The organism is Mesorhizobium sp. B2-6-1 (assembly GCF_006440475.1).
Classification (GTDB): domain Bacteria; phylum Pseudomonadota; class Alphaproteobacteria; order Rhizobiales; family Rhizobiaceae; genus Mesorhizobium.
In genome coordinates this window covers 279927-294425 of sequence record NZ_VFUH01000002.1, presented here as the reverse complement: position 1 = coordinate 294425, position 14499 = coordinate 279927, and the positions used below count along the sequence as shown (strand labels likewise).

Below are 14499 nucleotides of genomic sequence, written 5' to 3'. Positions count from 1 at the left end.
GGCCGTATGTTCGGCTACGCCGGCTCGGTATCGACCGCTGCCGGCCTCTGCAGCCTGGCGAGTTCCACATAGGGAATATGGCAACGGATCGAGTGTCCGGGGCGCGCCTCGGCCAGCGGCGGTTCCTGTTGTTCGCAGATCGGGCCGATCTTGCGTGGGCAGCGCGTGTGGAAGACACAGCCCGGCGGCGGATTGGTGGCGCTGGGGATTTCGCCGTCGAGACGGATGCGCGCCGTCTCGGTCTGGTCGAGCCTGGGCACGGCCGACAGCAGCGCTTCGGTGTAGGGATGATGCGGGCCGGAGAAAACGTCCTCCGACGGCCCAAGCTCCATGATGCGGCCGAGATAGAGCACGGCGATTTTGTCGGAGAGGTAGCGCACCACGCCAAGATCATGCGAGATGAAGATGTAGCTGACGTCTTCCTTCGCTTGCAGATCGGCGAGCAGGTTGAGAATCGCGGCTTGCACCGACACATCGAGCGCGGAGGTCGGCTCGTCGCACACGACGATGCGTGGATCGCCGGCGAAGGCGCGCGCTATGGCAACGCGCTGTTTCAGCCCGCCCGACAGCTGGCGCGGCTTCACGGCCAGATGCCGGTCGGTCAGCCGCACCGAGCGGACGAGGTCGTCGAGGCGCGCCTTGAGCGCCTTGCCGCTCAAGCCTGCCAGCCGCTTCAGAGCGCGGCCGATCAGATGCCTTATCGAATGCGAGCGGTTAAGTGCGGAGTCCGGATTCTGGAAGACGATCTGCATCGCCTTGACCTGGTCGTCGCTGCGGTCCCCCAGCAGCGGCGCCAGCGCCTTGCCCTCGAGCTCGATGCTGCCGCCGTCGTCGGGCGGCACGAGGCCGAGCAGCAGCCTGGCGAAAGTGGTCTTGCCGCTGCCGGATTCGCCGACCAGCCCGAGCGTTTCGCCCGGCCTGAGATCGAGCGACACGTCCTTCACCGCGCGCAGCGAATGGCCATGGCTGGCAAAGGTCTTGTTCAGCCCGGCGACCCGCAATACCGGCGCGGCTGCGGCTTTCGGCGCGGCGGGCGCGTCGCTGGGCGTCGCGCGCGGCAGGGATTGCGCCTTCTCGTGATAGTGGCAGCGCGACAGCCGGCCGCCCAGTTCGTAGAGCGGCGGCAACTCGTTGCGGCAGCGGTCGGTAGCGAGAGCGCAGCGGTCGGTGAAGGGGCAGCCCTTGATGTCGGCCCCGATGCCGGGCAAAAAGCCCGGGATGGTGTCGAGGCGGCCCTGGTCCTTGCGCTGGCCGCCGCGTGGCAGGCAGCGCAGCAGCGCTACCGTATAGGGGTGGCGCGGATCGTTGAAGACGGCCTCCGTCGGTCCTTCCTCGACCAGCATGCCGGCGTAGAGCACGCCGACGCGATCGCACATGTTGGAGACGACGGCGAGATTGTGGCTGATGAACAGGATCGAGGCCGACAATTCTTGCCGCAGCTGCGCGATCAGGTCGAGCACCTCGGCTTCGACGGTCGCGTCGAGGCCGGTCGTCGGCTCATCCAGGATCAGCATCGAAGGATCGTTGGCCAGCGCCATGGCGATCGCCACGCGCTGCTGCATGCCGCCGGAAAGCTGGTGCGGATAGCGTTGCATGACGCTGGCCGGATCGGAGATCCGCACCCGGTTGAGCATGGCGATTGCGCGATCCTCGGCTGCCTGCCCCGTTTTGCCGCCAAGCTCGAAGATCTCGGCCAGCTGGCGGCCGATGCGGATCGACGGGTTCAGCGCCTTGCCGGGGTCCTGATAGACCATGGAGACGCTTTCGGCGCGCATTTGCCTGAGCGCCTCGGCATCGAGCTTCATGACGTCCTGGCCGTCGAGCGAGATCGCGCCGCCTGATATCGAACCGTTTCGCGGCAGGTAGCGCACGACGGAAAGGGCGACCGTGGATTTGCCGCAGCCGGATTCGCCGACCAGCCCATAGGCCTCGCCTTGGCCGATGGTCAGGCTGAGATTGCGCAGCACCGCCCGGTTTCGGCCCGAAACACGATAAGCGACCGACAGGTCGTTGAGGTCGAGTGCGTTCTGGGCCTTCGCCTTCCGGGTCTTGGAGGGTTCAGTCATTGAAGGCTCCATGCACGCCGTCGGCCGCCAGGTTGACGCCGATCACCAATGAGGCGATGGCGAGCGCGTCGAACAGCACGGTCCACCAGAAGCCGCCGCCGATCATGCCGTAATTGCTGGAAATCGAGAGCCCCCAGTCCGGCGACGGCGGCTGGATGCCGAAGCCCATGAAGGAAAGCGTGGCGACCGCGAAAATGGCATAACCAAGCCGCACGGTGGTTTCGACCAGGATCGGCGGAATGACGTTGGGCAGGATCTCGACGAACATCGTATGCAGCGCACTCTCATGCCTGAGCTGGGCGGCGGCGACATAGTCGAGCTCGCGCTCTGCCAGCACCGCCGAGCGCACGGTGCGCGCGATGATCGGCGCGAAGCTCAGGCCGATGACCACGATGACGGTGGTCTTGGACGTGCCGAGCGCCACGATGGCGAGCAGCGCCACGATCACCACCGGGATTGCCATGAAGGCTTCCAGGATGCGGCTGACGACATCGTCGACAATACCGCGGAAGTAGCCGGTGAGCAGCCCGAGCGCGGTGCCGGCCACCGTCGCCAGCAATGTCGCCAGCGGCGCGACGGTCAGGATGTCGCGCGAGCCGACGATGACGCGCGAGAAGACGTCGCGGCCGATCTGGTCGGTGCCGAACCAGTGTTCGGCCGAAGGCGGCGCCAGCGCGTTGATGATGTCGTCGACGAGCGGATCGTAGGGCGCGAAATGTTCGCCGAACAGCGCACAGGCGACCCAGAACAGCACGATGGTGATGCCGACGAGGAAGGTGCCGGAGCGAAGCAGCGAGGACAAAACCTCCGCCAGGGGGCTGCGCTGGCGGGTGTCGTCCTGTCTGGCGGGACTGGTCTGGACGGCGCTCATTGTTCTGACCCCAGCCGGATGCGTGGATTGAGCACGGAATAGAGGAAGTCGGCCACAAGGGTGGCCACGGCATACACGATGCCGATGGTCAGGATGCCCGATTCCAGCATCGGGAAATCCTTGCCCCGCGCAGCGGTGAAGATCAGCGAGCCGATACCCTGGTAGCGGAACAGCGTCTCGATCACCACCAGCCCGCCGATGAGATAGCCGGTCTGGGTGGCAATGACGGTGATGGTCGGCAGCAGCGCATTGCGCAGCACATGGCGCCAGATCACCGTGCGCCAGGGCAGGCCCTTGAGCACCGCGGTTCGCGTATAGTCGGAATCGAGCGCCTCGATCATGCCCGAGCGCGCCATGCGCGCGATATAGCCGAACAGCACCAGGAACAGCGGCAGCGCCGGCAGGATCAGGTAGTAAAGCTGCGTGAAGAAACCGGCATCGCGCGGCCATGCCGCCGAGATCGGCAGCCAGCGCAGCCAGACGCCGAAGATCAGGATCAGGATGATGCCGGTGACGAACTCCGGCAGCACCGTCACTGACAGGCCGCCAAGGCTGATGATGCGGTCGAGCGGCCGGTTGAGGTTGAGGGCCGCGACGACGCCGCCAAGGATGCCGATCGGCACCACCAGCACGAAGGCGACCGCCGCCAGCTTCATCGAATTCCCCAGCGCATCGATAACGAAGGGGGCGACCGGCGAGCGGAAGATGTAGGACGTGCCCATGTCGCCCTGGACGAAGTTTGAAATCCAGCTCCAGTACTGGGCAAGCAGTGGCCGGTCGACGCCGAGCGAATGGTTGAGCGCATCGACGGCGCGCTGGTCGGCGAACGGCCCCAATATGGCGCGCCCGACATTGCCTGGAAGCACCTGGCCGCCCAGGAAGACCATGATGCTGAGCAGGAACAGCGTGACGAGCGAAAGCGAGACGCGCCGGACAAGGAACGAGAGAATGGCTAACACTCCCTGAGTAGCCAGCTCCCGTCAGGAAGCTGGCTGTTATAGGATTGGCTTTCCCTTCCGCTCAGGCCTTCGACGCCTTTTCGAGGAACAGCTGCGACATCGCGGTCGGCTGCACGCCGGCCACGCCCTTCGCCGTCGCCGTCAGATAGTCGTAGAAATAGCCGAAGATGACCGGCGTCTCCTCGAGCAGAAGTTTCTGGATCTTGCCTGCCGTCGCCTTCTGCGCTTCGAGATCGAGGGCCGCGATATAGCTGGTCGCCAGCGCGTCGTAGTCCTTGTTCTTGAAGTGCGCCGCGTTCCATGTGCCTTCGCTCTTCAGCGGGGCGGCAAGATAGACGTTCGGCACGCCGCGGTGGCCGTAGTCGGTGATGCCCATTTCCGAGTCCAGCCAGTTCGATTTGCCGAACACGGCGTCGCCGTAATAGGCGCTCTGGTCGAGGATGTTGAGCTCGAGCTCGATGCCGATTTCCTTGACCCAGTTCTGGATGAGCTGGGCGTATTCGGGGATTTCGAGATAGCGCTCGGTGGTCAGCGTCATCTTGAAGCCCTTGCCCGCGCCCGCCGCCTCCATGAGCTGCTTGGCCTGCGCGATGTCCTGCTTGCGCTGCGGCACGCTCGCATCGGTCGAGGGATAAACCGGGGCGAACGGGCTGTCGTTGCCGGCCACGGCGCGCCCCTTCATCAGGCCCGCGACTAGCTTGTCGCGGTCCAGGCTGAGCGCGATGGCGCGGCGCACGCGCGCATCCTTCATCGGCCCGTCGTCGCAGCGCAGGTGCAGTTGCTGGTGCGCCGACGATTTCAGGCTGATGATGTCGATGTTGGGATCGTTGAGCAGCGCCACGCCAGACAGGACAGGCATCTGGTTGATGATGTCGACCTGCCCGCCCTGCAGCGCCAGGATCATTGGCTGCATGTCGGCAAAGAACGTGAATTCGGTGCGTTCCGGCAGCGCCTTCTCGCCCCAGTAGCCTTCGTTGCGGACGAAGGAAGCGCCGACCTTCGGCGTGTATTTGTCGATCTTGAACGGCCCGGTGCCGTCGAAGCTCTTTTCGTAGTCGCCCTTGTAGCTCGCCGGCACGATGACGGCGTTGTAATTATCGGACGACACCATGTAGGGAAAGTTGCCGTTCGGGGCGTCGAGGTGGAATTCCACCGTGTAGTCGTCGACCTTCTTGCTGGCGCCCTTCGACAGGATACCGGTGAACACCGACAATGCGTTGGACGAGTTGGCCGGGTCGGCGATCCGGTCGATGCTGGCCACCACGTCGTCGGCCTTCATTTCGCCGCCTGAGTGGAACTTCACGCCCTTGCGCAGCTTGAAAGTCCACACCGAGCCGTTGTCGTTCGGCTTCCAGCTTTCAGCCAGCGCCGGCTTGAGCACGAGATCGGGGCCGTCGACGCAGAGGAACTCCGCGACTTGCTGCATGATCAGCAGGCCGCCGGCATCGGCGATGGTGACAGGGTCGATCGTCGCCGCCGGCACGCTGCTTGCGACGCGGATCGTGGCGCCTGGCGCGCCTTGCGCCCGGGCGAGCGACGGCATGGCACCGAGGCCCGCGGCCGTGGTGATGCCGCCCAGCAGCGGCAGCGACAGGCCGAGCAGGCTGCCATGGCGGATGAAGTCGCGGCGGCTGACACGGCCGTCGACGAGACCGTCGATGAGGTGATTTTCGAGCGGCGAGCGATTGCGCCGGATGAGGTCGAGAATGCGATGATTCTTGCTCATGGGTTTGACCCTTTCCCCTGTTTCTTATGGTTGACGAAAATTCGCGACTACACCGTTTCCGGTCGCCAGAGGCCTGTAGACCGGGACTGTAGCACGCGGTTTTGTCCGGTCCATCCAGTCCTTGGGATGGACGTGCCGGTTTCTGGGCTGCACTGCTTCCTCTGGTCCGTGGCCACCCTTTCCGATCGGGATCGCGATGGCTGGCTTCTTCTGTTTTGGCCGGCCGCCCTCATCTAGTTCAGCGGCAAACGACGGTAAGTTCCGGGCTTTGCCCGATCATGATATTTGTTGCAGGGCCCGTTCTCGACGAAATCGCGATGGCAGGCAGCGAGCCGTTCTCGCGACAATGTGATGCCGAGACCGGGCTCCTCCGGCACAGGCACGACATTGTTCCTCGGGCAAAACGGTCCTTCCTCGGTGATGTCGGTCGGTTGCATGCGAAACAGCGACTGGTTCGGTTCCCGTATCCAGCCGAGTGCCGCGCACAGATGCAGGTAAGCGGCGCTGCCGATGCCGCTGTCGCCGCTGTAGCACCAGAAATCGATGCCGGCGTGCTCGCAGGCGCCGACGAAGCGCAGCATGCGGCCGATGCCGCCATGCGCCGTCGGATTGCCGACGAAGGCGTCGGGCACCTTGAGGTCCATGGCGCGGGCGATGTCGATGTTGTGGGTCGAGAACGGGATCGAGCAATGGCGCCTGAGTTCGCGCATCTCCTCGATCGTCGCCACTGGATCCTCCCAATTGCGCACGCTAAGCTCTTCCAGCGGCCGTGCCAGTCGCCGGGCGGTGCTGAGCGAATAGGCCTGGTTGGAATCGATGCGGATCATTGCATCGTCGCCGAGCTTCCTGCGGATCAATTCGATCATCTTCAGCGAGATTTTTGGATCCTGCGTCGAGAACTTCCCTTCGAAGAAGGTCGTTCCGTGGGTCTCATGAAGCTCGACGCAGTAGTCGGCGACTTCCTCCGCTGTCGTCTCGCCTTTCACCCTTGGCCCGTCGCCGCGCAGCGAAAAGTAATCGGTGAACGGGATCTCCTTGCGCACGGCGCCGCCGAGCAGTTGGTAGAGCGGCTGGTTCCACACCTTGCCGCGCAGGTCCCAGAGCGCCATCTCGATCGCGCCGAAGGCCATGATGCGGGTGCGGTCGTTGATCGACTGCACGCCGGTCCAGTAGGGGAGGCAGACATGCTCGGCGCCCGCGATGTCGAAGGCGTCGCGGCCCACGAGCCGCGGTGCCAGGATGTCGTTGATGATCGCGGCTGCTGCCGGCGTCGGTGCTTCGCCGAGGCCGATCAGGCCATCTTCGGTCTCCGCTTCGACAATGGTCGGCGAGAAGCCGTCGAGTTCACCGAACACCCAGGCATAAGGCGCCTCGAGCCTGAGGTTGATCGGCGTCGCCTTGATGCCGCGGATTTTCACCGGCCGACCTCGAAGAAGGGCTTGCCGAGAAGATCCGGGACGACGTCGATGCCGAGGCCCGGACCATCCGGAACGCCCATGCGGCTGCCGGTGACCGGCGGCTTGTTCGACGCCGTGCGCACCGTCACCCATTCGTGGAACGCGATGGCGTGCAGGCGGCGCTCCTGCGGCGTCGACAGCGACAGATGCGCCATGGCTGCCGTGTCGATCTCGGCGCCGCCGGTATCCTCGACGGTGATCATGAAGCCGAGGTCGACGGCGACATCGCGGATCAGCCGGGTCCTGCCGACGCCGCCGAGCCGCGAGATCTTCAGCGTCAGCCCGTCGGCCGCGCCTCGGCGATGGATTTCCAGCATGTCCTCGAGCGAGGTGACGGATTCGTCGAGCACCATCGGCTTGTCGAGCATGCGGCGCACCGACATGTTTTCCTCGATCGTCGTGCAGGGTTGCTCGAATGTGTAATCGATCGAGCGCGTCGCATCAGCGAACTGGCGCGCCTGGTAGGGCGTCCAGCCGGCATTGGCGTCGCAGAAGATGACAGTGTCTTTCGGCACTGAGGCGGCGACCGCCGTGACGCGTTCGATGTCGTCGCGAACGTTGCCGCCGACCTTGACCTGCAGCCGGTGGAAGCCGTCCTGGACGATGCGCTCGGCCAGTGCGGCCATGGCATCGACGCTGCCATGGGTGACGACCTTGTAAAGCTCGGCCGTATCGCTCTCCTTGCCGCCCAGCATCGTCACCAGCGGCACGTCGGCGGCACGCGCGGCGAGATCCCAGCAGGCCATGTCGAGCGCCGACTTGATATAGGGATGGCCCTTGAAGACGGTGTCCATCAGGCGGCCGATGCCGGCGAGGCCGCGTGGGTCGTGGCCGATGAGGTGCGGGGCGATCTCCATAACGCCGGCACGGGCGCCCGCCGGGAAGGCGGCCGAATAGAAATTGCCGAGCGGCGCCATCTCGCCCCAGCCGGTGATGCCGTCATCGGAGGTGATCGATACGATCACTGCGTCGAAGGCGTCGGCGACGCGCCCCTTCGACATGCGGTAGGGCCCGTCCACGAAGGGCTGCACGACATGGTAGGCTTTGATGGTTGCGATCTGCACGTTAATGTCCGTTGTCCGCTGGGGAAGGATCAGGCGCCTTTCGACGGGCGCCGTTCGAGAGCGCGCGCGTAGGCAAGAAGCTCTTCGAAGTCGTGGTCTATATGCTCGCGGGCGTGGCGCTGGGCAGCGCGCATGTCGTCGCCCTTGAGCAGCCGCACGTAAGTCTCGTGAACGTTCTCGGCAGGCACCGCTTCGTTGCGTGCCTGCTGGTGCAGGGCAAAATACATCTGCAACCGGCTGGTCAGCCGTTGCCATGTTTCCAAAAGAACGGAATTGTCGGCCCATTCGTGAATCAGGCCATGCAGTTGCAGCGCGGTTTCGATCTGCCTTGTGGTGTCGCGGTCGCGCGTCGCCTGCTTCACCGCCTCATGGCGCCGGTCGAGCTCATCGAAAAAGCGCCGGTCGCGCAGCTCCCATGTCCGCTCGATGGCGAATTCGTCGAGCACCTTGTTGAGCGAGTAGACATCGTCGATGTCCTTGGCGGTGACATTGATGACGAAGGTGCCGGCATAGGGGATGCTGGTCAGGATGCCTTCCTGCACCAGCTCGCGCATCGCTTCGCGCAAAGGCGCGCGGCTGACGCGCATCTGCTCGGAAATCCGCAGCTCGTTGAGCTTCTGGCCCGGCTCCAACTGGCCGGTCAGGATTGCCCGTCGCAGCAGCGCCACGATCTCCGCGCGTCGGGTCGTATCCGCGATTGGACTGAAATCCGCCTTTGCCATCCCGGCCACTCCCGACGAAACAAGGGCAAGACAAGCAGATTGTCGACAATCTAACAAGGACTTTTGCGGCTTTTTTCACATGGCCGGTACTGGTCGGGCGGAGCTGCTCGCAAAAGCGGCGCCCGCGACCTGTGGGAAGGCCGGGGCGCCGCGCTGAAACCGGGCCTGCGGGGGAGTCAGGTGGCCGGTTTCTGTGGCAGTGGCGAAATCGGCATTCCAGGGCCGATCTTCTGCAGATTGCCTGTTATCACCTGGTCGCCTTCCGTGACTCCGCTCAGGATGGCCACCAGGTCGCCGCTGGTCGGCCCGGTCGAGACCAGCCGCTGGTCGACCGTGTTGCCCTTGCCGACGACGTAGAGATATTTGCCGAGCTGGCTCGAACCCAGTGCCACCTGCGGCACCATAAGCGCATCGGGCTGCTGTTTGACGTGCAGCCGGACGCGGACATATTGGCCAGGCAGCAGCGCGAACTTGGCGTTGCCGATGGTGGCGCGCGCGGTGATGGTGCCGGTCGAATGGTCGATCGTGTTGTCGATGAAGGTGAGTTCGCCCTTCTGATGGGCTTCGGTCTCGCCCGGGAGCAGCACCTCGACCTCGATCGGGCGGGCGGCGCGAGCTTCCTCGATCTGCGCCAGATCGCTCTCGCTCGGATTGAAGGTTACATAGATCGGGTCGAGCTGCACCAGCGTGTTGAGCACCGTGCCGGCGACGCTGACCAGCGTGCCGATCGAGGCCTGGTTACGGCCGATGCGGCCTGCGAAGGGAGCGCGAATCTCCGAATAGCTCAAATTGAGCTCGGCCGAGCGGACCGCCGCCTGGTTGAGCGCCAGCGACGCCTGCGCCTCGCGCAAGGTGCTGGTGCGCTGGTCGAAGCTGTCCTTGGCCAGATAGCCGCTCTTGGCGAGCTCGGTGCCGCGGCTGAGATTGGAGCGGGCATAGTCGAGCGTCGCTGTATCACGCTGCACCTGCGCCTTCGCCTGGTCGAGCGCCGCCTGGAAGTCCTGCGGCGCGATCCTGTAGAGGAGGTCGCCCTTCCTGACGTCGGCGCCGTCTTCGGCGGCCTGCTCTTCCAGGTAGCCCGGCACTCTGGCCTGCAGCGTGACGCTGCGGATCGGTTCGGTGCGGGCGGCATAGTCGAGATAGATCGGGATCGTTTTCTTCACCACGCTGGTCACCGGCACCGGCATGACGAATGCCGCGGGAGCGGGCGTTGCCGCTCCGGCCGTGCCGGCATTGAGGCTGAGGCTGCCCATATCGAGCAGGTGAACGCTCGCCACCGAGATTGCACCCAGCGCGACAGCGGCGCCCAAAGCGATTTTCCATTTACGCATGTTCAGTCTCCAATCTTATTCGGCCGCTTGCGCCATGGGCGGCAAGGCGGGTTCGGCAGTTGGTTCGGAATGCAGGGAAGCGGGCTCTTCACCGCCGCGCCGTTCGCGCAGCTGTTCGATGACCGCATAGAAGACCGGCACGAACACCAGCGACAGGATGGTCGCCGCCACCATGCCGCCGAAGACGGTGGTGCCGATCGATTGACGGCTGGCAGCACCGGCGCCGGTCGCGAACATCAGCGGCAGCACGCCCAGGATGAAGGCGAAGGCCGTCATCAGGATCGGCCGCAGCCTCAGCCGTGCCGCTTCCATCGCCGCTTCGACGATGCTGAGGCCTTCTTCGCGCCGTCGCCGGGCGAACTCGACGATCAGGATGGCGTTCTTGGCCGCCAGGCCGATCAGCATGACGAAGCCGATCTGCGAGTAGACGTCGATCTGCATGCCGCGCACCCACAGCACCACGAACGCGCCGAACAAGGCGAGCGGCACTGCCAGCAGCACCATGAACGGCATCGCCCAGCTCTCATATTGCGCCGCCAGGATCAGGAAGACGAAGACGATGGCGAGGCCGAAGACGACCGACGCGATCGATCCCGCCTTGAGCTCCTGGAAGGTGATGCCGGTCCATTCGAAGCCGAAATCCCTTGGCAGAGCCGTGGCGGCGGCCCGTTCCATGGCGGCGACCGCCTGGCCGGACGAATAGCCGGGCGCGGCGCCGCCATTGATCGAGGCCGAGGCGTTGTTGTTGTAGTGCGGCACCGTTTCCGGGCCGACGAACGGCACCAGCTTGCCCAGCGTGCTGAGTGGCACCATGCCGCCGGAGGCATTGCGCACATAGAGCCGCGAAATGTCGGCCGCACCCGCGCGTGCATCCTTGTCGGCCTGGATGGTCACCCGGAAGGTGCGGCCGAACAGGTTGAAGTCGTTGACGTAGAGCGAGCCGAGATAGATCTGCAGCGTGTTGAAGACGTCCGGCAGGTTGAGCCCGAGCAGCTTCGCCTTGGCGCGGTCGAGGTCGTAGTTGAACTGCGGCGTCGAGGTCGAGAATGGCGAGAAAAGCTGCTGAGGGTTGATTTCCGGCTGCTTGCGCGCCTCGGCGATCACGGCTTGCGTTGCGTCGTTGAGCGCGGTGCTGCCGCGGCCGGTAAGGTCCTCGACGACGAATTCGAAGCCGCCCGTGGTGCCGATACCCGGGATCGAGGGCGGATCGAAGGAGAGCGCGAACGCCTCCGGGATCTGCATCAGCTTGCCGCGCACGTCGGCGACGAGCTTGGAGGCGCTCTGGTCGGGACCGCGCTCCTCCCACGGCTTGAGGATGGCGAATTCGACCGCGGAATTCGACTGCGCAGCGCTGGTCAGGAAGTTCAGGCCGCTGATCGAGCCGACGATGTCGACGCCGGGCGTCGATTGCAGGATGTCGCGCGCCTTCTGCGCCACCGCGTCGGTGCGTTCCAGTGAAGCGCCGTCGGGCAACTGGATGACGACGAAGAAATAGCCCTGGTCCTCGACCGGAAGGAAGGTCGAGGGAAGCTTCGCCCAGACGAAATAGGTGGCGACCAGCCCGGCCGCGAACAGGCCGAGCATGATCCAGCGCAAACGGATGAGGATGCGCACGCCATTGGCATAGGCATGCGACAGCCTGTCGAAGCCCGTATTGAACCAGCGGAACAGCACGAATTGCGTGCCTTGGCGATGGCGCAGGAAGGCGGCGCTCAGCGCCGGGCTCAGCGTCAGCGAATTGAAGGCGGAAATGCCGACCGAGATCGCCACCGTCAGCGCGAACTGGTTGTAGAGGCGTCCCGAAACGCCGGGGATGAAGGCGACCGGCACGAAGACGGCCATCAGCACGGCTGTGGTGGCGATGATCGGACCGGTGACCTCGGCCATGGCGGCTTTCGTCGCTGCCAGCGGTTTCAGCCCGGCCTCGAGCTGTCGTTCGACATTCTCGACCACCACGATGGCATCATCGACGACAAGGCCGATCGCCAGCACCATGCCGAGCAGGGAGAGCATGTTGAGCGAGAAGCCCATCATCTCCATGACGACGAGCGTCGCCACCAGCGACACCGGGATGGCGATCGTCGGGATAATTGTGGTGCGCCAGCTTTGCAGGAAGATGAACACCACGGCGACGACGAGAACCAGAGCCTCGCCGAGCGTGATCAGCACGTCATGCATGGAGGCCGAGACGAAGCGCGTCGTGTCGTAGTGCATGGCATAGCTGACGCCCTTGGGGAAGCGGGCGGACAGCTCCTGCATCTTGTCCTTGACGCGCTGCTGCAGATCGAGCGCGTTGGAGCCGGGCATCTGATAGACGGCGAGCACCACGGTCGGGTCCTTGCCGAAGAAGGCCGACGACGAATATTGCAGGGCGCCGAGCTCGATGCGGGCGACGTCGCGCAGCCGCACCAGCGAACCGGTGGTGGTGTTGGCGCGCACGACGATGTCGCCGAACTCCTTGGGATCGCTCAACCGGCCAACGGCATTGACCTGCATCTCGAAAGCGGTGCCGGCAGGCGCCGGAGACTGGCCGATCTTGCCGGCGGCCACCTGGACGTTCTGCTCGGCAATGGCGTTCTGGACGTCGACGGCGGTGATGCCGAGATTGGCGAGCTTGTCCGGATCGAGCCAGACGCGCATCGAATAGCGCCGCTCGCCGAAGATCTGCACGTCACCGACACCGGGCAGCCGCTTCAGCGGGTCGACCACTTGCAGATAGGCAAGGTTCGACAGTGCCACCGGATCGACGGAACCGTCGGGCGAGGTGAGGTTGACGATGAGGACAAAGTTCGGATTCTGCTTCTTGATCGTCACGCCGCCCTGATTGACGATCGCCGGCAGCGACGAGGCAGCCTGCGAGACGCGGTTCTGGACGTCGACGGCGGCGGTGCTCAGGGAATAGCCGACATCGAAGGTGATGGTGATCGTCGAGGAGCCGTCGTTGGAGCTGGTCGACGACATGTAGGTCATGCCTTGCACGCCGTTGATCTGCTGCTCCAGCGGCGTCGTCACCGTGTCGGCGACCACCTGCGCGCTGGCTCCCGGATAGTGGGCGCTGACCACGACCTGCGGCGGTGTGATGTCGGGAAACTGCGAGACGGGCAGCAGGAAATAACAAATCGTCCCGGCGAGCACCATGATGATGGCGATCGCCGAGGCGAAGATCGGGCGGTGAATGAAGAAGTTTACCACGACACGCACGCCTCTCCGGCTGCTCTTGCCCTGCCGAACGCAGTGGCAACCCTGGACAGCCTCTGGCCGCGTCCGAACTCTTCCGACGAACGGAGCAACGGCACCTCGCCGCGCTGCGAACCGGCAAGCGTGCGCAGCATTGTTTCGAAAGCGCGCGGATCGACCCCGTCGGCTTTCATGACCAGCCGGATCATCGGATCCCGGACGGCTTCATCTATGGTAAGATCGCGGCGCTGTGGCATTGGCCGGCTCCTTGTCTGTCGATTCGCAGCCCATGCTCGCGAACCGTTTTTCATCTCTTCACCGGCCGGAGCCGCATGAAATGCAATTTTTCGCCCGCCCCGATCTGGCCGGACCAGATCACGGTCTTGTTATTGACGGCGGACGCCATAGGTGTTACCAGTAAGTAACATTCTGGAAGTTACAGACCGGTAACACCCTAGTCAAGAGGTGGCCGAGGGATTTTTGGAAACGAAGGAGATCAATGATGACAGACGGCGTCGTGGAGCGTCCTCGTCCCCGGGATCGGATCCTGGAGACGGCGCGCGACATGTTCCACAAGCACGGCATCAAGGGCGTCGGCGTCGACGCCATCACCGAGGCTGCCGGCACGAACAAGATGACGCTCTACCGTCATTTCGAATCCAAGGACGATCTGATCATCGAATGCCTGCGCGCCACCGCATCAAAGGCCGGCGCGATGTGGGACGCATTCGAAGCCGAGCACCCGGGCGACAAGCTCGCGCAACTGCATGCCTGGGTTCGCAAGGCGGCCGAGATGCTTACGGCCGATTGCCGCGGCTGCGACATGGCCAACGCCGCGGTTGAGCTGACTGAACCCGACCATCCGGCCAGGCGCGTGATCAAGGAACTCAAGGAAGCCCAGCGCGAGCGCCTGGTGGCGCTCTGCCGGGGCGCCGGCATCGGCCAGGCCGAACTTCTGGCCGATACGCTTTCGCTGCTGTGCGAAGGCGCGCGCGTGAGCGTGCAGACCGTTGGCACCGAAGGTCCCAGCGCGCAATTGGTGCGCATGGCGGAAGGGTTGATCCAGTCCTTCAGGGGCGGAGCCGCCGCGGGCTGATCCATCGGCAAGGCTCATTGGCGCCGGACA

General features: G+C 64.6%; 11 protein-coding genes. 1 reads left to right on the top strand and 10 read right to left on the bottom strand.

Annotated elements, in window-relative coordinates; translation table 11 throughout:
* Positions 1-14: 14 nt before the first annotated feature.
* The 10 genes from FJ443_RS06135 to FJ443_RS06090 form a co-directional block, all read right to left on the bottom strand.
* Entirely contained in the window at positions 15-2066 is a 2052-nt protein-coding gene (locus FJ443_RS06135; protein ID WP_140663099.1) for an ABC transporter ATP-binding protein, read from the bottom strand.
* Complete coding sequence (locus FJ443_RS06130) at positions 2059-2937, bottom strand: ABC transporter permease (protein WP_140663098.1); 879 nt, start codon at positions 2935-2937, stop codon at positions 2059-2061. Before FJ443_RS06130 ends, FJ443_RS06135 begins: the two co-directional genes overlap by 8 nt.
* Positions 2934-3887, bottom strand: coding sequence for an ABC transporter permease (locus FJ443_RS06125; protein WP_140498118.1), 954 nt, complete (start codon positions 3885-3887; stop codon positions 2934-2936). Before FJ443_RS06125 ends, FJ443_RS06130 begins: the two co-directional genes overlap by 4 nt.
* A 70-nt stretch (positions 3888-3957) precedes the next feature.
* Positions 3958-5622 (bottom strand): ABC transporter substrate-binding protein, encoded by a 1665-nt coding sequence (locus FJ443_RS06120; protein WP_140663096.1) that lies wholly within the window; start codon positions 5620-5622, stop codon positions 3958-3960.
* A gap of 233 nt (positions 5623-5855) precedes the next feature.
* Entirely contained in the window at positions 5856-7040 is a 1185-nt protein-coding gene (locus tag FJ443_RS06115; protein WP_140663094.1) for a mandelate racemase/muconate lactonizing enzyme family protein, read from the bottom strand.
* Entirely contained in the window at positions 7037-8143 is a 1107-nt protein-coding gene (locus tag FJ443_RS06110) for a mandelate racemase/muconate lactonizing enzyme family protein (protein ID WP_140663092.1), read from the bottom strand. Before FJ443_RS06110 ends, FJ443_RS06115 begins: the two co-directional genes overlap by 4 nt.
* A 29-nt stretch (positions 8144-8172) precedes the next feature.
* Positions 8173-8865, bottom strand: a complete 693-nt coding sequence (locus FJ443_RS06105) for a GntR family transcriptional regulator (RefSeq protein WP_140497917.1) — start codon at positions 8863-8865, stop codon at positions 8173-8175.
* A gap of 176 nt (positions 8866-9041) precedes the next feature.
* On the bottom strand, positions 9042-10196 hold the full coding sequence (locus tag FJ443_RS06100) for an efflux RND transporter periplasmic adaptor subunit (RefSeq protein WP_140663090.1): 1155 nt from the start codon (positions 10194-10196) through the stop codon (positions 9042-9044).
* Between the two features lie 15 nt (positions 10197-10211).
* Positions 10212-13388 carry a multidrug efflux RND transporter permease subunit gene (locus tag FJ443_RS06095; RefSeq protein WP_140629458.1) on the bottom strand — a complete coding sequence of 1059 codons (3177 nt, stop codon included), beginning with the start codon at positions 13386-13388 and terminating at the stop codon, positions 10212-10214.
* Positions 13382-13630 carry a hypothetical protein gene (locus FJ443_RS06090; protein ID WP_140497921.1) on the bottom strand — a complete coding sequence of 83 codons (249 nt, stop codon included), beginning with the start codon at positions 13628-13630 and terminating at the stop codon, positions 13382-13384. Before FJ443_RS06090 ends, FJ443_RS06095 begins: the two co-directional genes overlap by 7 nt.
* Before the next feature lie 245 nt (positions 13631-13875).
* Between FJ443_RS06090 and FJ443_RS06085 the strand changes: the two genes are divergently transcribed.
* Positions 13876-14469, top strand: coding sequence for a TetR/AcrR family transcriptional regulator (locus FJ443_RS06085; RefSeq protein ID WP_140497923.1), 594 nt, complete (start codon positions 13876-13878; stop codon positions 14467-14469).
* The last annotated feature ends 30 nt before the right edge of the window (positions 14470-14499 follow it).